Genomic DNA, 19,436 nt, shown 5'->3' on the forward strand with positions numbered 1-19,436 from the left:
AATAATCTCTATTCCATCACCTTCAATAAATTCTAATCTCATCGATGTCGCCTCTAAGTTATTTAGTCCTTCTATAATTTCTTCTACAGTAAGTCCAAGCTTAAATGAGACTCCAATTCCAAGTAATGCATTTAATACATTATGAGCTCCAACCATATTTAAAGTTATTCTACAAACTTTATTATTATAATTAAGATCAAATGAAGTAGTTTTTTTTGTAAGTACTACATTACTTGCATAATAATCACAATTATGATTATATCCAATTTTTACTATTTCATACTCCTTTTGACCTAATGTTTGAAGCATATCATCCTCATCATTGATTACAAGTGTATTATTTTCATTGAAGTAATCTGTAATTTCCATTTTAGCTTTTAATATGTTTTCTCTAGTCTTTAAATTTTCTATATGTGAAACTCCAATGTTAGTTATCATAGCAATATCTGGTCTTGCACAATTAACAAGGTTATGAATTTCATTAAAATCACTCATTCCCATTTCTAGTACAGCAACATCAATTGTACTATCTAGTTCTAACACCATAAGTGGAAGTCCAATTTCATTGTTGAAATTACCTTTTGTTTTAAAAACTTTGTATTTACCACTTAAAAATGCACTTACTAAATCTTTTGTTGAAGTCTTTCCAGTCGAACCTGTGATTCCAACAACTTTAAGACCTAATTTTTCTCTATAACCTTTAGCAATAGATAATAAAGCAGATTTTCCATCATTAACTTTTATTACAATTCCATCAATTTCATTTTCATCAAAAAGTACTTCATCTACAATTACAATTGATGCACCTTTAGCAAATGCTTCTTTAACATATTTGTTACCATTAAAATTTTCACCTTTTAATGCTAGAAATATGTTATTTTTTTCGATTTTTCTAGTATCAGTAGATAATTTGTTGAAATTTTTGTTTTCGTTATCTATAATTATTTCTCCATTTGAATATTTAAGTAATTCATTAAATGTAAGTTCCATAAAATGCACCTCTAGTTTTTCTTTAATATTTCTTCTATTACTTCTCTTTCGTCAAAGTGTATTGTTCCTGTATTTAATATTTGATAAGTTTCATGTCCCTTACCTGCAATAACAATAACATCTCCTTTTTTTGCTATTTCCATAGCTTTTTCAATACCATCATGTCTATTTGTTATTTTGATATAATTGTCATTTTCTATTCCTTCTAAAATGTCATTTATAATGCTCTCAGGTTCTTCACTTCTTGGATTATCTGAAGTTATTACAGATATATCTGATAAATCAGTCCCTATCTTACCCATTTGTGGTCTTTTTACTTTATCTCTATCCCCACCACATCCAAATACTGAAATTAATCTTCCTTTTGTGAATTCTCTAGCTGTTTTTAAAATATTTTCAAGCCCATCAGGTGTGTGTGCATAGTCTATAATAATTTCATATGGAAGATTATATTCTCTAGCTGCTCTTTCACATCTACCAGGTACTACAACGTGTTTTAATCCTTCTTTTATATCTTCTATACTTATTCCAAGTATTTTGCAAGCTGATATAGCTCCTAAAGCATTATATATATTGTACTCACCTGGAATTGGTAGTAATACTCTTTGAACTTTCTCTTTTGTAACTAAATCAAAAAGAATATCCATATTTTCTAATTTTTCACTCTTTGCCATTATATCAGCTTCATTTTTAATTCCATATGTTATAAAGTTTGATATATTTTCTTTTTGTAAATCTTCTGTTATTCTAACGCCATAACTATCATCAATATTAATTACGCTAGTTTCGCTTCTTGGGAATAATTTATATTTAGCTTTATAATAATTTTCAAATGTTTTATGAAAATCCAAATGATCTCTAGTTAAGTTGGTAAATATTGAAACTTTAAAATTAACACCATATACTCTATCTAATTCTAAAGAATGTGATGATACTTCCATAATGCAATATTTGACACCTTTATCAAGCATATTTCTAAATAATTCTTGTAATTCTAGTGATTCTGGGGTTGTTCTTTCTGTTTCAAGCTTTTCCTTGCCAATATAATTAGCAATAGTTCCTATCAGTCCAACTTTTTCACCACAATTTTCTAATATGTTTTTAATCATAAATGCTGTTGTTGTTTTACCATTTGTTCCTGTAACACCTATAATATTAAGTTTTTCACATGGATTATCATAATATGATGCACCCATCTTAGCTAGTGCTTTTCTTGTATCTTCAACTTTAATTATTGTTATATCATAAGATACAACAACTTCATCTTCGCATATAATTACTTTAGCTCCATTTTTAATTGCAGAATCTACGAACTTATGTCCATCACTTTTAAATCCCTTAATGCAAACAAAAACATCTCCATCTTTTACTTTTCTACTATCATAATTGATATTATTAATAGAAACATCTTCGTTCCCTTTTAATACCTCATAATTTAGTCCTTTTATTAGCTTAGCTAGCTTCATTTTGTACCATCTCCTTAATTAATATGCTGATTCCCTAGCTATAATTACATTTACTCTTTAAAATAGCATGTAAGGTGAACCCTACATGCTATAACAATTAAAAGTTTAATCTTTATAATCTGAATTTAAGGTTAACTTAATGTTAGTTCCCTTAGTAATAAGCTCTCCACTTGGTACATTTTGAGCAGTTACTCTACCTGTACCTTCAAATTTAACAACTAAGCCGAGACTCTTTAATAAACTTTCTGCTGATTCTTTAGAATAGCCACTAATATCTGGCATAACTATAGCTTGCTTACTCGCATCTGAATCTTCGGTGTATAGATTAATTTTTGTTCCTTCTTTAACTGAATAGCCTGGATATGGCTTAATACTAGATACTGTATTACCTTTTCCTTCTATATTATAATCTAAATTTGCTTCTTTTAAAATCTTTTTAGCTTCTTCTATATTTTTTCCTCTTATTTCAGGAATTATTGTATCCCTCATTATAGCAGAATTATTCTCTTTTGAGAAATCACTCTCTAGATAATTAAATATGTCTGTAAATAAATTTTTAGCAACTGGCCCTGTAACAACCCCTGCATAGTATTGGCCATTACTTGGCTCATCTATTGTTATCATTACAGTAACTTTAGGATCGCTTACTGGTGCCATTCCAACGAAAGATGAAATATATTTTCCTTGTTCATATGTTCCATTTTCAGGATTAACCTTTTGTGCTGTACCTGTTTTACCACCTATATGATAACCTTCTATGAAAGTTCCTTTTGCTGAACCTGCTGTAACAACTTTTTCTAAATACTGTCTAAGCTGTGCTGTCTTTTCTTTACTTGCCACATTTTTTTCAGTTGGCTCAAACTTTTTATCTATTACATTAACACCACTTTCATCTTTATGTGTTATTTCTTTCATTACATGAGGTTGTATTAATGTTCCACCATTTGCAACTGCATTAAATGCTGCCATAAATTGAACTGAATTTACTGTATTTGTTTGACCAAATGATATTGTTGCAAGGTCTGTTGCTGAAATATTCTTAGGATTTTTTATTATTCCATTAGCTTCTCCTGGAAGATCAATTCCACTCTTTTTACCGAATCCAAACTTATCGATATATTCGTAAAGCTTGTCTTTACCAATTTTTTCACCAAGTTCCATAAATCCAACATTACATGAATTTTGAATTATTTCTGGGAATGTTAATGTTCCGTGCCCGCCCGTTTTCCAACATTTTATTTTTCTCTTTCCAAATGTTAATGATCCATTACATACAAAAGTATCAGTTGGCTTAACAACATTTTCTTCCATTGCTGCAATAGATGTTATAACTTTAAATATTGAACCTGGTTCAAAAGTATCATTAACTAATCTATTTCTCCACATTTTTTGAACTTTATCATATTCTGTTTTACCAGCAAATGCTTCTGCTCCTTTAAATGGATCATTTGGATCAAAATCCGGTTTGTTTGCCATAGCTAAAACTTCACCTGTCTTTGGATCCATAATAAGTACTGATGCAGCTTTTGCTTTATTATCTTTAAGCGCTTGATCTGCTGCTTTTTCAGCAAAGAATTGCATATGTTCATCAATAGTTAAAGATACATCTTTACCTTCAATAGGTTGAACAAATTTTGATATTGTATAGGGCAAATCATTACTCTTGCTGTCAAGTTCTGCAATTCTCATTCCCGGAATACCTGATAGTTCTTTATTATATTGAAGTTCAACCCCTGTAAGACCTTGTCCATCAATATTTGTACTTCCTAGCAAATGTGATGCAAAGTTATTGTTTGGATAATATCTTTTAGTATCTGGTGATACTATTACACCACTTATATTTAACTCTTTAACTTTATCTGCCTGTTCCTTCTCTATTCTTCTAACTAGAGTTGCAGAACCTGCATCTGCACCACTTGGAAGCTTTGTCTGCAACTTTTTAAGTACTTCCTCATTTTTCATACCAACTGCTTCTGCAATTTTTGGTGCTATATCTTCGTTTGTTTTATCTTCTTTATTTTTTTTCTTATCAGTATTTTTTAAATATGCTCTAATAGAGTTTAAGTCAAAATCCACTCTATAAACATTAGCAGAAACTGCAAGCTCATTTTCATTTCTATCTAATATTCTTCCTCTTCTAGCATCGATTTTAACTTCGCTTGTCCATTGTTCTTCAGCTCTTGCTGCATATTCTTGCCTTTTAACAATCATTATGTAAGACAGTCTTACTGCTAAAATTGCAAAAATGAAAGTTATCCCCCAAATTATAGTTCTCATTCTCTTTCTTGTTAAAGCTCTATCAACATAGCCTTTTTTTCTCACACTAACTCCTCCGTATAATTGCTTAAAAACATTTAGGATGCGCTCATTTATTTAAGCACATCCATTACTTTTGAAAGTAATCCTTTATCACTACTTTCTTTATCTTCTACTCCATCTGTACCTGCACCATTTAAATAATTCTTAGATAAATCTACATCAACTTTTTCTGCATCAACTGGTGTAATCATTCCAAGCTTATTTTTGGCACTTGATTCTATACTCTTTAAAGATGAATTCTTTAATAAATCTACTTTTAAAGCTTCATTTTCAGAACTAACTGTTTTGATCTGATCATTTAACCCACCTATTTGAGATTGTAAGTTGTATACTTTAGTATCTCTCCATATTGTGCCAACCCCTAGTACGAATATAACTAATGCAATTTGTAGAGCTGCACTTTTATTCTTTTTCTTCTGCGCTTTGGCAAGTTTATTTCTTCTCTTTTTTGCTTTTTCTAAATCTTTATAACGTTTATCTCTTTTTATATCGTCATATTTTCTTTCAGGTTTAACAGCTGTATTACCTTTTACATAATTAAATTCCTCTACTATCACTTTATTCACATCCCCTTATATTTATAACATTATTTCTAAAGTTTATATTCTCTCAATTACCCTAAGCTTTGCACTTCTACTTCTTGGATTTTCTAAAACTTCCTCTTCACTAGGCTCTATTGCCTTTCTTTTTATTAACTTAACTGTTGCAACCTTTCCACAGTTACATATTGGAAATTCTCTTGGACAAGTACATGGATTCGCAAGTTCTCTAAATTTAAGTTTTACTATTCTATCTTCTAGTGAATGGAATGTTATTATAGCCATTCTTCCACCTTTATTTAACTTACTTACACCATCTTCAATAGCTTTATTTAATATTCTAAGTTCGCCATTAACTTCTATTCTTATTGCTTGGAAAGTTCTTTTAGCTGGATGTGGTCCTTCTCTTCTTAATTTTGCAGGTATTGCACTTTTTATTATGTCAACAAGCTCTAGAGTAGTCTCAATTGGCTTTTCTGCTCTTCTTGTTACAATAAATGAAGCAATTCTTTTTGCAAATCTTTCCTCACCATAATCTTTTATTATTTTGTATAACTCCGTCTCACTATATCCATTAATAATATCGTAAGCTGAAAAATCAATATCTCTATTCATCCTCATATCAAGTGGAGCATCTTTCATGTAACTGAATCCTCTCTCACCTTCATCTAATTGATATGATGATACGCCAAGATCCATAAGTATCCCATCTACTTTTCCAACACCTAATTCATCTATTATTTCTCCGATGTTATGAAAGTTATTATGAACTAATACTTTATTATCATATTCTTCCAATCTTTTTCCTGCTGCCTTTAAAGCGTCTTTATCTTGATCTATTCCTATTAAAAGTCCATCTTTTGATAATCTTTTAATTATTTCACTTGAGTGACCTGCACCACCTAAAGTACAATCAACATATTTTCCATCTTCTTTTATATCTAGTCCCTCTAAGCATTCATTTAAAAGTACTGAAACGTGTTTAAATTCCATAATTCTTTATCTCCTCGTTAAATTCCTAAATCGCTCATATTTTCTGCAATTGATTCAAAATCAATATTTGAGTTATTATATTCTTCCCATTTTTCCCTGCTCCATATTTCTACTCTGCTTAATACTCCTATACTTACTATATCCTTTTCTATCCCAGCATATTCTTTTAAATTTTGTGGAATTAATCCTCTTCCCTGCTTGTCCAGTTCAACTTCACAAGCTCCTGAGAAGAAAAACCTTACAAAAGCTCTAGCATCTTTATTAGTAAGTGGCAGTGTTTTCATCTTTTCCTCTAAAACCTTCCATTCTTCCATAGGGTACGCATATAGACATCCATCTAATCCTTTTGTAATAACAAATTTCCCATTAAAACCTTCTCTAAGTTTAGAGGGAACAATCATTCTATTTTTGTTATCTATTCCATGATGGTATTCACCTATAAACATCCTTTTTCTCCCCTATTATACTTTACAGTTATTTCTCTCTACTTTCAACCACTATTCACCACTTTTAACCACTTATTTATACTATTCTATAACAATTGTGAAATTCCTCTTTTTTTATGGTAATATTTCTTAATTTTATTTGACTTTTTTAAATTTCTTATGTAGAATATTTAAGATTATGGGAATAGAGAAGTTCTGGTGGACTTATCGGTCTTCAAAACCGCTTTGTGGTGCTAATACCATCATAGGTAGGTTCGATTCCTACATATTCCCGCCAAAAAGAAAAAGATGTGGAGAATTTTTCCACATCTTTTACTTATATTAAATAAAAAAGTGGAGAATATTCTCCACTTTTAAAATTATACGTTAAATCTGAAGTTTACTACATCTCCATCTTTCATAACATATTCTTTTCCTTCTAATCTGTAAAGTCCTCTTTCTTTAGCTGCAGCTTCTGAACCACATTCTACTAAATCATCATAACCTACAACTTCTGCTCTTATAAATCCTCTTTCAATATCTGAGTGAATCTTTCCAGCAGCTTGTGGTGCCTTTGTACCAATTCTGATAGTCCAAGCTCTTACTTCTTGAACTCCAGCAGTTAAATAACTTATAAGTCCAAGTAATTTGTAACCTTCTCTTATAAGTTGATCAAGTCCTGATTCAGTTAATCCGTACTCACCAAGCATCTCTTCTTTTTCATCATCTTCAAGTCCTGATAATTCTTCTTCAATCTTAGCACTTACTATTACTATACCAGCATTTTCAGTTTTAGCATGTTCCTCAACGATTTTAACATAATCATTATGAGTGTTTCCACTTACAACATCATCTTCTGATACGTTACAAGCATATAAAACTGGTTTTGAAGTTATTAAGAAAAGACTCTTTATGAATTCATTTTCCTCATCTGTTACTTCTAATGTTCTAACTGGTAGATTATTTTCTAAGTGTTCTTTAACTCTGATCATAGTATCATACTCAGCTTTTGCTTTCTTATCTCCTGATCTTGCAAGTTTAACTGATTTTTCTATTCTTCTCTCTAATACTTCTAAATCTGAGAATATAAGTTCTAAGTTTATTGTTTCGATATCTCTTATTGGATCTACAGAACCTTCAACGTGAACTACATTTCCGTCATCAAAGCATCTCACAACATGAACTATTGCAGCAACTTCTCTTATATGTGATAAGAATTTATTTCCTAATCCTTCACCTTTTGAAGCTCCTTTTACAAGTCCTGCTATATCATAAAATTCTATTGAAGTATAAACTTTCTTCTTAGTGTTATACATTTTTTCTAATACATCTAATCTTTTATCTGGAACACTAACAACCCCTATATTTGGTTCTATTGTGCAAAAAGGATAGTTCGCTGATTCTGCTCCAGCCTTTGTTATTGCATTAAACAAAGTGCTTTTACCTACATTTGGTAAACCTACAATTCCTAACTTCATTATGTACATTCCTTTCTCGTTTAAATTATACTCATAAATTATACTCTACATATTATTAATTTTCAACTTATTAAAAAATAAGAGACCTATTTTTTAAATATTACCATGTTTATTTTATTTTATTTACCTAATACTAACTAAGAGATAGTTAGGAGGTTTTTTTATGAAAAATAAATATTTTAAAATAATCCTTTTATCCTCATTTGTTATTTTTATATTTAGTATAACTGCATTTGCAACAAATATTAATAGTTCAAATGAACTTAACTGGTATTTTGTATTCAGAGGTAAAGGTACAACACCAGAACCACCAAAAGAGTCTATAAGTTTCTTAAAAGACAGTAATTCTTTTTATTTAGGCGATACTACTAAAAAAGAATTATATTTAACTTTTGATGAAGGCTATGAAAAAGGTAATACTGAAGGCATTTTAGACATCCTAAAAGAAGTTAATGTAAAAGCAGCATTCTTTGTTGTTAAACCTTATATAACTTCACATCCAGAAACAGTAAAACGTATGGTAAACGAAGGCCATTTAGTATGCAACCACTCCTCTACTCACCCTTCAATGCCTTCAATTCAGGATAAAGAAAAGTTTAAAAAAGAATTGACTGACGTAGAAGACGCTTATAAAGAATTAATAGGAAGTGATATACCAAAGTACTTCCGTCCTCCAATGGGTAAATATTCAAAAGATTCTTTAAAAATGACCGAAGAACTTGGTTATAAAAGTATCTTTTGGAGCTTCGCTTATAGAGATTGGTTAGTAGATAATCAGCCATCAGAAAGTTATGGTATCGAAAAAATTAAAAATGGAGCTCATCCTGGTGGAATATTATTGTTACATGCAGTTTCTGATACAAACACAAAAATACTAAAAGAGGTTTTAACTTCCCTTAAGGAAGAAGGCTATGAGTTCAAATCATTAAATGATTTACCTGAAAAAATGATAATAAATGGTGCAAGTTAATACTTGCACCATTTATTTTTTATTTTAATTATAAATACATTCATCTACTTTTCCTAATATATTGTTTTTTCTTTTTAATGACTCTTCTTTAATAAAACTAATTTCATCATTTATTTCATTGAAGAATATTTCTGTTTTTAATGAACTTAAATTCACTTTCACATTTATTATTGAACTTTCAATAGCTGAATTTAAAATACTTGCTGAAACTCCTGCATCTGATATTAACATTTTATTTCCACATTCAATAGCAAAATCAATATTATCATAAAATTTCAAACATTCTCTAGTTACCTTTAAAGGTGCCATCATAGCTTCATATGTTTTATTTTTAATTTCTTTTTTTCTAATTGCATTTTCTTCATCTGTATTTTTAGGAAGCTTGTAAACATCCATAAGTTTGTTAAAACACGTTCTATCTTCTTCCATGTATACCATACACTCATTAATAAAGCTTTTGCATTCTTTTTCTAATTTAATCATTTTATTTTTTTCTATATCATTTAATCTTTCAAAAGATTTCTTTCCTATAGTTAAAGAATATACCATATTATTTAAACATCCAGCAATTGCAGCTATAAGTGAAGCTGTACTCCCTCCACCTGGCGCTGGGGAACTAGATGCTAGATCCTTTAAAAATTCTTCTATTTTATAATTATTAAATTCCATAAAATCACTCCTAAATTTATTTATTTGATTATATCACCATATTATCTTTACTTCTATAGAATATAAAAAAATAAATAGGCTCATTAGTGAGCCTATTTACTATTTTTCTATATATGGATTACTATATTTATTTATAAATACATAATCCTTAATATCTTTTTTAGCATTATGTTCTTTTATTTCTGCTGGAATTCCAACCGGTGTTATACCAATAATTTTTATATCTTTTGGTATATTTAATGTTTGTTTAACCTTTTCTTCTTCAAGTGCAGCTATCCACATAGTTCCATACCCTTCTGCTGTTGCAGCTAGTATGAAATGTTCCATTGCGATGGCGCCGTCTACTAAGTAAAACTCCTTGCCATCAACTTCTCCAGATTTATCTGGTTCTGCAACTACTACTGCTAAAATAGGTGCTTCTTTAACTGCATCTTTTGCTTTATCATCTTTATTTAATATTGACGATGCAACATCATCCTTAATGTTTTGATCATCAATTATAATAATCTTAAAAGCTGATTTATTCTTCCATGAAGGTGCTCTCATCGCAGCATCTATCATATTAGCTATACTTCCTTTGCAAACTTCTTCACCTTTATACTTGCTTATACTTTGTCTTTTCTTAATTACGTCATAAAATTCCATAACACTTCACTCCTAATCATAAATTTAATCATATGATTAGTATTCCTATTAAATTGTTAATTTATTTATTTTCTTTTTGCTCGATTATCTTTTCTATTTTTTTAACTATTTCATCATCTTTATCAAGGTTTTTTGCAATTTCTAAATGTAATTTTGCATCTTTTAAATTTCCTGAATTTAAATAACACATTATTATATTAGTACATATTTCAACTTCTCTTGATGCTTCAAATGCTTTTTTAAAGTATCTAACTGCATCTTCATAGTTTCCAAGACATGCATAGTTTAATCCAAGTTCATTTACAACTTCAAGAATTCCACTTTCAACTCTTAAGCTTTCAAGTAAATAATAAACAGCCTTTTCATATTGCTTAACTCTTCTATAACAAACACCTAAATAATAATATATAAGTGGGTTCTCATCAAAATGTTCAAGTAATGATAAAAACATTCCAATTGATTTTTCTGGTGCATCTTCAATTAATGATATAGCTTCTTCGTAAGTTGTTACATTTTCTATATCGTTCATAAGCATTTGAATTTCTGAAGTTTGTTCTCCACCTCTTAGTAAATACTCATTAATTTCAACTTTAGCTCCAATGTAATCTAGTTTATCTTTTAAAATTATTCCTTTATAAAGATATGGTTCTTTCATCTTTCCAAATAATTTTTTAGCCTCTTCAATATCTTCAAGTAATATTTCTTCAAATCCAGAATCTTTCTCTCTAATAGATATTCCAACTAAAAGTAACTTTTTCATATATTCTTCATCTTCATTAATTTCTAAAAGTCCTTTTAATATTAAATACGCATCCTCAAATCTTCCTTCTTTAACTCTTTCTGCAACTAAACTTTTACCACATTCTTCACTTTCAGGTATTTGCATTAATAAAAGTTTGTAGTCTTCACTATAACTTATATTTTTATCTGCTCCTAATGTTAAAAGCATTCCTTCTATAAAGTAATATATAGGTAAATTTTCTATCTTAACTCTATCTCCTATATTACTTGTTATGTACTCTGAACTTATTGGTATAAACAATTCCTTACTACTAAAAGTAATATATTCTGGAATGTTTGCAACCTTTTTAAATCCTTCTTTATCAATTTCTAAAAATAATAACTTACTTAATTTTTCTTTAAATAAAGCTTTATAATCCATATAACTTTCACCGCCTATAAAAAAATAATTGCTACCATCTTAAAGATGGTAGCACAACTTTGACTAAAATTAATTTAATTTACTTTGAATTAATTCCATTACGTTTTCTTTAAATAATTTCATATCATTTAAAGCGCCATCTAAACTACTTCCCTTTACAGCAAGATAAACTTTCATTTTAGGTTCAGTTCCTGAAGGTCTTACAACAAATGATGAACCATTTTCAAGTATAAATTTTAACACATTTGACTTAGGTAATTCAATATTTGTTTTATTATTTTCTATTAAATTTTCTTCAATGCTTAATTTATAGTCTAATTTAGTCTTTATTTTCACATTTCCGATTTCTGTAATAGTTGCATTTCTTAATGAATCAATGCAAGCTGAAATCTTCTCTTGTCCTTCTTTACCTTTTAATTCAATTGAAACTAACTCTTCTTTAAAGAATCCAAATTGCTCATATAGTTCATTTAAAGCTTCCGCTAAGCTAAGTCCTTTTTTCTTGTAATATAATGTCATTTCAGATATTAACATACCAGCAATAACAGCATCTTTATCACGTACAAAGTCTCCTGCTAAGTACCCATAACTCTCTTCAAATCCGAAAAGGTATGTCTTTTCATTACTTTCTTTAAATTCTCTTATTTTTTCACCAATATATTTAAAGCCTGTTAAAACATCCATTATTTCAACACCATAATGATTAGCTATCTCTCTTGCACCTTCAGTTGTTACAATTGTCTTAATTACTACACCATTTTCAGGTAACTTTCCAGTTTCCTTTAATGAACTTAATATATAATTAGTTAATAATAATCCTGTTTGATTTCCAGTAAGAACTTTATATTCATTGTCTGAGTCTTTAACAACTACACCTATTCTATCACAATCAGGGTCTGTTCCAAATATTATATCTGGATTTTCTTCCGTTGCCATATTAAGTGCGATCTCAAATACCTTTGGATCTTCTGGGTTTGGATATGGTGCTGTAGGGAAGTTTCCGTTTGGAAGTTCTTGCTCTTTAACAACAGTTAAATTATCATATCCTAATTCATTTAAAACTCTTCTAACTGGAACATTTCCAGAACCATGTATTGGAGTATATATAATCTTTAAATCTTTAGCACTATTTTTAACTAAATCTTCTCTTATAGTAAGTCCTTTAGCTTTTTCTATATAAGCTTTATCAACTTCTTCTCCTATATAATTTAGTAAACCCTTTTCTAAAGCTTCTTCTTCAGATATATTTTTTATTTCTGAGAAATCGTTTATATTATTTGCACAGCTTATTATTTTGTTAGCTTTTAAGTCTGTTACTTGTCCACCGAACTCATCATAAACTTTATATCCATTATATTCTTTTGGATTATGTGACGCTGTTATAACTATACCACCTGTACATCCTAAGTGTCTAACTGTAAATGAAAGCACTGGTGTTGGTCTTAGTCCTTCAAATAAGTATACTTTTATATTATTTGCAGCTAAAGTTAATGCTGTAGCTTTAGCAAATTCTTTTGACATATTTCTTGAATCATATGCTATTGCAACTGATGGATTATCAAATGCCTCATTTAGGTAATTCGCAAACCCCTGAGTTGCTTTTGATACAGTGTAAATATTCATTCTATTAGTTCCTGCACCAATTATCCCTCTAAGTCCACCTGTTCCAAATTCAAGATCCTTGTAAAATCTATCTTCAATTTCTTTATCATCTTTTATCATTTTTAATTCATTTTTTGTTTCTTCATTAATCATTTCTGATTCTAACCAATTGTTGTATTTATCCTTATAATTCATCTATATACCTCCCTTATTTGTTACAGATATATTATACATCATAAGGTAAAAAATTCAAACTTTTCTTATCTATGTTTTATTACAATTTAACCTATAAAAGTAAGAGGAAATTCAGAATTCTCTAAATTTCCTCTTAATTCAACAAATTATTTTTTAGTTTCTTTATTCTTTGCAGAACTCTGAATTGGAGCCATTTCTTCTTCTACTAATTCAGAAACTAGTTTTCTTTCATTTGATATTGACGCAATTACAGCATTTAAATCTTCAACTATTGATATTTCACTTGCTATTTCTAAATCTTCTAATCTGTATACAGATCCATTAATACCTCTTGAAACATCTATTTTGATTGACTTTGGTAATTCTGTCGCATCACAAGATACTTTAACTACATCTTTCTCTTTTTGAAGTACTGCGCCTTTTTTTGTAAGTAGTTTTTCACCAATATATTGAATTGGCACTTCTGTTTGAATCTTTTCATTCTTATCTATCGCTTCTAAATCAAGATGAATAATTTCATGATTAACAGGTTCTCTTTGAACTTCTTTTATTAGCGCTGATTGTTTAGTTCCATTAAGTTCTATGTTTAATATCCCATGTTCACCAATACTTGAAACTTCCTTATCAAGTTCTAACAATCCTACTTCAAACATAAAATTCCTAATTTCTCTACCATAAAGTACACCAGGCACTAACCCCTTAGCTCTTGCCTTCTTTCCTCCATGGTTTACTTTATTTCTTTCTTTTATTTTTAATTCTCCCATACGAATCCTCCTCACTTTAATACAAAACTCTTTTTAAAGTATGGCTCAAAATGAAGATTTTTATACATATTTAAAAATTAAAACATATTTTGAATATTAATTTCTATCAACACTTAATTACTTTTTAATACTTATATTTGCTAGAATTTCTTCATTAATTTCATCTTCTCCATAAACTTCTATTCCATTTTTTCTAAGTAACTTTGTCGTAAAACCTTCCCCTTTTATCTTTTTATTTTGGAAAGTCCCATCATAAATTAAACTACTTCCGCAAGAGGGACTTCCATTTTTAAGTATTGCAAACTTTGCATTTACAATCTTTGCAATATTTAAAGACTCTTCTGCACCTCTTATAAAATTATTAGTTACATTTTCATGTTCATTAGTAAATACTTCTTCTTTTCTTATCTCTGATGGTAGTCTTGGCGTAGCCATTCCGCCTAATTGTTCTGGACAAATTAATACGGCTTTCCCAGCCTTAAACAATTTGATACATTGTTCATTTTTGTTATTTTTCCCATTATACTTGCAATTACAACCACATAAACAAGCACTTATTATTATCATTTAATCCCCTCCTAAATTACTTATACAACAATATTTTATAAAAATAGCAGTTGTACATATGAATATGTACTAACTGCCTTATTTTTAATATGTATTTTCTTGCCAATCCAATTTATCTAAATATACTTCTACATATTCTTCACTCATTTTTGGATTTATTGTATCTTCGTGATATATAGTAATAGCAGACATTGCTATTGCATACTTTACAGTTTCTTTAATAGTTAAGTTATTCATATAACCATAACCAACTCCTGCAACAAATGAGTCTCCTGCGCCTGTTGTATTTTTAACTTTTACATTTTGAGCTTTAATTTGACCACTTTCATTTGCATTTGCATAATATATTCCATCTTCATCTAAACTTATAAAAATATTTTCTACTCCTTGTGTTAAGAAAAAATCTCCTGCTTTATTTAAATCTTCTCTTGTCTTTATTTCAAATCCACAAAGTATTTCTGCCTCATATCTATTTGGCTTTATTGTATGAAAATATTTTATTAAATGTTTTATCTTTTCTGCTTTTGCAGCTGATACTGGATCTAAAACAAATTTAGTTTTGCCAGCATATTTTGTAAGTATGTACTCTAAAAGTTCTGCATTGTCTGCATCTAATATTGTATACTCTGAACTCTCGATAACTGCCTTTTTAGAATCTATGAAATCTGTATCCATTTCATCTAAACTTTCCATATCAACTACTGCTGACACCATTTCACCTGTATGATCTAATATTGCCATGTATGTTGGTGTACATCCACCTTCAAGTATTAATGACTCTTCCATATCATATCCAATCATCGCTGAGTGCGCTAGTATGTTTCTACCATTTTCGTCGTCGCCTATAGTTGATATAAATTTAGTATTTACTCCAACTCTAGCAAGATTTTCTGAAATATTTCTACAAACTCCTCCAAGTGAAATTTTAATATTTCCCGGATTTGAATCCATTCCCTTGTATGTATTTCTGCTAAAGCCAAGGATATCAACTATTGATGCTCCCATTACTAGTATGTATGAATCTTCTTGTATCATTCTATCTCTCCCGTTTCTATTTCCCATTTTAATATAAAAATATATATTAATTATAAGTTACAAAAAGAAAAAAATAAAGAATTTTTATTGAATTTTTTAAAACCACTTAATGTAAACAATTAAATTGGTAAAGCAATAAAAAAATGCGACATATATTTATAAATATATGTCGCATTTTTATTATTTTAAAGTAACTATAGTTACTCCATCTCCACCTTCGCCATAAACACCTAGTCTATAACTTTTTACATGAGGATGTCTCTTTAACATATCATTAATAGCTTTTCTAAGAACTCCAGTTCCTTTACCATGAACTACAGTAACTTCTGCAAGATTAGCCATATATGCATCATCTAAATACTTATCTGTTCTAAAACAAGCCTCTTCAGAATCTAACCCTCTTAAATCAACTCTAGTTTCTACATTGCTTAAATTAAGTTTAACTTCTCTCTTCTTCTTAGCTTTAGTCTTAGTTTGACTATTACTTGAAATTCTTAGATCATCTGCTTTTACACTAATCTTCATTATGCCCGCTTCAACTTGAACTTCACCCTTATTATCAGGAAGAGATATTACAGTTACATTTTGATTTAATGATGGAATGTACACTTCCATACCAAGGCTAATATTTTTAACTTTTTCACCTTTTTCTTCTTTTTGTTTATATAGAGAATTTTCTTTCTTTTCTAGACTATCTTTAAGTTTTTTTCTTTCTTCTTCTAGTCTACCTCTTCCACCACTCTCTATGCCCATTTTTTCAAGCTCCCTCATGGCTTTTAATATATCATCAGCCTCATCCTTAGCTCTTGATATAATTTCTTTAGCTTCGCGTCTAGCATCCATGTAAGCTTTATCTCTAGTTTTGTCTAACTTTTTAAGTTTCTCCTCATATTTATCTTTTAGTTTTATAGCATCTTCCTTTTCTTTTAATGCTTCTCTTGCATCTCTTTTTGCTATAATACTTTTTTCTTGAAGTTCTCTTATAAGGTCTTCAAACTGTAAATTATCTTCTTGTATGAATTCTTTAGCACCATCTATTATATTGTCTTTAAGACCTAATCTTCTTGAAATTTCAAAAGCATTTGACTTACCTGGTATACCAATTAAAAGTCTATATGTCGGTCTTAATGTTTCAACATCAAATTCTACTGATGCATTTTCTACATCAGGTGTTCTAAGGGCGTATCCTTTTAGTTCACTATAGTGAGTAGTTAAAACTATTTTTGTTCCTCTAGATTTTAAACTATTTATTATTGAAGCTGCAAGTGCTGCCCCTTCAGTTGGGTCTGTTCCAGCTCCAAGTTCATCAAACAATACAAGGGAATTAGATGTTGCCTCTTCCATTATTTTAACTATATTAGTCATATGTGATGAGAATGTAGATAAAGATTGTTCTATACTTTGTTCATCACCAATATCAGCAAATATTTCATTATAATATGCAATTTTTGATCCATCATTAGCTGGTATTAAAAGTCCACACATTCCCATTAAGTGAATTATTCCAACAGTTTTTAACGTAACTGTTTTACCACCAGTATTTGGTCCTGTAATCATTATAACATTATATCCCTCTTGCATATAAATATCAGAAGATACAACTGTCTTTCTATCTATTAAAGGATGTCTTCCTGAAATTATATCAAATGTTCCATTATCAGTAACTAAAGGATATGTTCCATCTATATATGATGCATACGCTCCTTTTGAAAATATAAAATCTAATTCAGTTAATATTTTATTGTTACTTTTACATACATCTACATCTTCACTAACTTTCTTTGAAAGTTCTGAAAGTATTCTCTCAATTTCAGCCTTCTCCTTAAGCATAAGTTCTTTAATTTCATTATTTAAATTAACAAGACCCATAGGTTCAATAAATAAAGTAGCCCCTGTTGAACTTTGATCATGGACAATACCTGGAACTTGACCTTTATATTCAACTTTTACAGGTAACACATATCTATCACCTCTCATTGTATAAAGAGATTCTTGTAAATACTTAGAATAACTTCTTACTATGCTATTTATTTTCTCTCTAACTGATGAATTTTTTTCTTTTAAGCTTCGTCTTATGCTTCTTAGTGTAGATGAAGCTCTATCACTTACTTCATCCTCAGAGACTATAGCAGTTTCTATTGCTTCTTCAAGCGCTTTTAAAGGTTCTAGTATATAAGCTAAATCTTCAATTATAGGATAAGCTACTTCCTCTTCTTGTCTTTCTACATACTTTTTAAATCTCCTAGAGCATCTTAGCATATTACCAATGTTAAGTAATTGAGCTCCAGATAACACTCCACCTTTAGATGCTCTTTCAATACCTTCATTTACATCATGTAATCCTTCAAAAGGAGGAGTTCCTTTTGCTACAAGCATATCAAGTGCTTCTTTTGTCTCTTTTAAAGCTAACTCCATTTCATACTTTGTTTCATAAGGTACTAATTTATCTACAAGATTCTTTCCACCTTTTGTTTTTGAGAATCTTTTTATTTCTTCTTTTACTTTTTGAAATTCTAAAACTCTAAATGTTCTTTCATTCATTTTTTACTCTACACCTCTTCTATAATGTCCTTTAGTATAGTTTTTATTATCTATATCAGATTTTGAATTTAATTCATTTAAAACTCTTCTAACTCCTTCTCTAGTTTCATCAGTAAAATCAAGTCTTAATGTTACAAATCCAAGTTCTTTTAAATCAGAAACTTCTTCAAACAGATTTAATGGTGCCTGATTTAATATATGACTTCTACAGAATATATCAGTCATAACACTAAATCTTTCATTCATCCTATCTACAAGTGTAAATGTATCTTTCTCACAAGCTCTATTACACTCTTTATTTGATGATTTACATCCAAATGTACTACCAATAGGACAGTATTCACTTACCATAAGCTCTGACTTACCATAAATAAGCTTACTTGTGATTCCATCAAAACCTTTTATAGTAGCCTTAAGTTCCTTTCTATTAAGTTCTTCACTTAAAGTTAATATATCTAAATCATTTTTATAAAACTCTAATGCCTCTTTATTGAAAATATTAAGTTTATAGTCTCCTATAATAATCATCTTACCTTTATATTTATTTATTATCCCGACATTTGAAGTTATTACTCCTTTAATAAAAGGCATACTCTTATCTATTATATTGCAAACAGAATTAAATTCTTCCTTTATAATTGATGGTACTTTTAATATTAAATTACAGTTTGCACTGTACTCTTTTAAATCATTTACTTTCATTCCATTTTGATGTCTATTAAATACATCAACAGCTATAAAATCAAATTCATTTTTAATTTCTTCAAATTGTTCTTTTAATATTACTTTAGGTAAGTATTCAATATTTTCGAAGTTTCTCTCTTTACTTACTGATTTTTTAAGTTCTTCATTTCCATTACGTCTTCTTCTATACTTTGAACATTCTTTCTTAATTATCTTTTGGAACAATTCTCTCCTAAGCTCATTAAGTTCTCCAATTCTCATAAATCCATCTTCAAATGATACAAAATCAACCGTATCAAACTTATATGGATAATCTCCTGACTTAAATAAGGCTTTTTCTATTCTTTCTTTATCAAGTGGTCTACTACTAGCCTCTTCAACTATATTTCCTG

The 19,436-nt window shown here is 29.3% G+C and carries 17 protein-coding genes and 1 tRNA gene; 2 read left to right on the forward strand and 16 right to left on the reverse strand.

Going from position 1 to position 19,436, the window contains the following annotated elements; translation table 11 throughout:
- From RSF37_RS12475 to mraZ, 6 genes are all read right to left on the reverse strand, one after another.
- Nucleotides 1-990: UDP-N-acetylmuramoyl-tripeptide--D-alanyl-D-alanine ligase (locus RSF37_RS12475; RefSeq protein ID WP_332564733.1), on the reverse strand; the 990-nt coding region annotated here is incomplete at its 3' end.
- A gap of 11 nt (nucleotides 991-1,001) precedes the next feature.
- A complete protein-coding gene (locus RSF37_RS12480; RefSeq protein WP_332564734.1) occupies nucleotides 1,002-2,456 on the reverse strand; it encodes a UDP-N-acetylmuramoyl-L-alanyl-D-glutamate--2,6-diaminopimelate ligase in 1,455 nt (484 codons plus the stop codon).
- Nucleotides 2,457-2,561: 105 nt separating this feature from the next.
- Nucleotides 2,562-4,778 (reverse strand): stage V sporulation protein D, encoded by a 2,217-nt coding sequence (locus RSF37_RS12485; RefSeq protein WP_332564735.1) that lies wholly within the window; start codon nucleotides 4,776-4,778, stop codon nucleotides 2,562-2,564.
- Nucleotides 4,779-4,825: 47 nt separating this feature from the next.
- Entirely contained in the window at nucleotides 4,826-5,332 is a 507-nt protein-coding gene (locus RSF37_RS12490) for a cell division protein FtsL (RefSeq protein ID WP_332564736.1), read from the reverse strand.
- A gap of 42 nt (nucleotides 5,333-5,374) precedes the next feature.
- The gene (gene rsmH / locus RSF37_RS12495; RefSeq protein WP_332564737.1) at nucleotides 5,375-6,307 is read right to left on the reverse strand and encodes a 16S rRNA (cytosine(1402)-N(4))-methyltransferase RsmH; all 933 of its coding nucleotides are present in this window, start codon (nucleotides 6,305-6,307) and stop codon (nucleotides 5,375-5,377) included.
- A gap of 17 nt (nucleotides 6,308-6,324) precedes the next feature.
- Entirely contained in the window at nucleotides 6,325-6,753 is a 429-nt protein-coding gene (gene mraZ / locus RSF37_RS12500) for a division/cell wall cluster transcriptional repressor MraZ (protein WP_332564738.1), read from the reverse strand.
- A 180-nt stretch (nucleotides 6,754-6,933) separates the two neighbouring features.
- On the opposite strand from mraZ, the gene RSF37_RS12505 reads away from it, so the two are divergent.
- A tRNA-Sec gene (locus RSF37_RS12505) sits at nucleotides 6,934-7,030 on the forward strand.
- Between the two features lie 82 nt (nucleotides 7,031-7,112).
- Here the strand turns inward: RSF37_RS12505 and ychF are convergent.
- Complete coding sequence (gene ychF / locus RSF37_RS12510; protein WP_332564739.1) at nucleotides 7,113-8,210, reverse strand: redox-regulated ATPase YchF; 1,098 nt, start codon at nucleotides 8,208-8,210, stop codon at nucleotides 7,113-7,115.
- 163 nt (nucleotides 8,211-8,373) lie between these two features.
- On the opposite strand from ychF, the gene pdaA reads away from it, so the two are divergent.
- Entirely contained in the window at nucleotides 8,374-9,180 is an 807-nt protein-coding gene (gene pdaA, locus RSF37_RS12515; RefSeq protein WP_332564740.1) for a delta-lactam-biosynthetic de-N-acetylase, read from the forward strand.
- Between the two features lie 24 nt (nucleotides 9,181-9,204).
- On the opposite strand, the gene RSF37_RS12520 is transcribed toward pdaA, so the two are convergent.
- From RSF37_RS12520 to RSF37_RS12560, 9 genes are all read right to left on the reverse strand, one after another.
- On the reverse strand, nucleotides 9,205-9,849 hold the full coding sequence (locus RSF37_RS12520) for a cyclodeaminase/cyclohydrolase family protein (RefSeq protein ID WP_332564741.1): 645 nt from the start codon (nucleotides 9,847-9,849) through the stop codon (nucleotides 9,205-9,207).
- Nucleotides 9,850-9,948: 99 nt separating this feature from the next.
- Entirely contained in the window at nucleotides 9,949-10,494 is a 546-nt protein-coding gene (locus RSF37_RS12525; protein WP_332564742.1) for a nitroreductase family protein, read from the reverse strand.
- Nucleotides 10,495-10,555: 61 nt separating this feature from the next.
- Nucleotides 10,556-11,656 (reverse strand): tetratricopeptide repeat protein, encoded by a 1,101-nt coding sequence (locus RSF37_RS12530; protein WP_332564743.1) that lies wholly within the window; start codon nucleotides 11,654-11,656, stop codon nucleotides 10,556-10,558.
- A 69-nt stretch (nucleotides 11,657-11,725) separates the two neighbouring features.
- Nucleotides 11,726-13,453, reverse strand: coding sequence for a phospho-sugar mutase (locus RSF37_RS12535; RefSeq protein ID WP_332564744.1), 1,728 nt, complete (start codon nucleotides 13,451-13,453; stop codon nucleotides 11,726-11,728).
- Between the two features lie 146 nt (nucleotides 13,454-13,599).
- Entirely contained in the window at nucleotides 13,600-14,217 is a 618-nt protein-coding gene (locus RSF37_RS12540) for a 50S ribosomal protein L25 (RefSeq protein WP_332564745.1), read from the reverse strand.
- A 117-nt stretch (nucleotides 14,218-14,334) separates the two neighbouring features.
- Complete coding sequence (locus RSF37_RS12545; protein ID WP_332564746.1) at nucleotides 14,335-14,784, reverse strand: DUF523 domain-containing protein; 450 nt, start codon at nucleotides 14,782-14,784, stop codon at nucleotides 14,335-14,337.
- A gap of 84 nt (nucleotides 14,785-14,868) precedes the next feature.
- Nucleotides 14,869-15,819: a carbohydrate kinase family protein gene (locus RSF37_RS12550; RefSeq protein WP_332564747.1), complete on the reverse strand. Its 951-nt coding sequence runs from the start codon at nucleotides 15,817-15,819 to the stop codon at nucleotides 14,869-14,871.
- Nucleotides 15,820-15,999: 180 nt separating this feature from the next.
- Nucleotides 16,000-18,360: an endonuclease MutS2 gene (locus tag RSF37_RS12555; RefSeq protein ID WP_332564748.1), complete on the reverse strand. Its 2,361-nt coding sequence runs from the start codon at nucleotides 18,358-18,360 to the stop codon at nucleotides 16,000-16,002.
- 3 nt (nucleotides 18,361-18,363) lie between these two features.
- Nucleotides 18,364-19,436, reverse strand: a 1,073-nt coding sequence (locus tag RSF37_RS12560; RefSeq protein ID WP_332564749.1) for a DUF3656 domain-containing U32 family peptidase, incomplete at its 5' end; no start/stop codon positions are given.

It is taken from the genome of Clostridium sp., assembly GCF_036643715.1.
In the GTDB taxonomy this organism is placed as follows: domain Bacteria; phylum Bacillota; class Clostridia; order Clostridiales; family Clostridiaceae; genus Clostridium.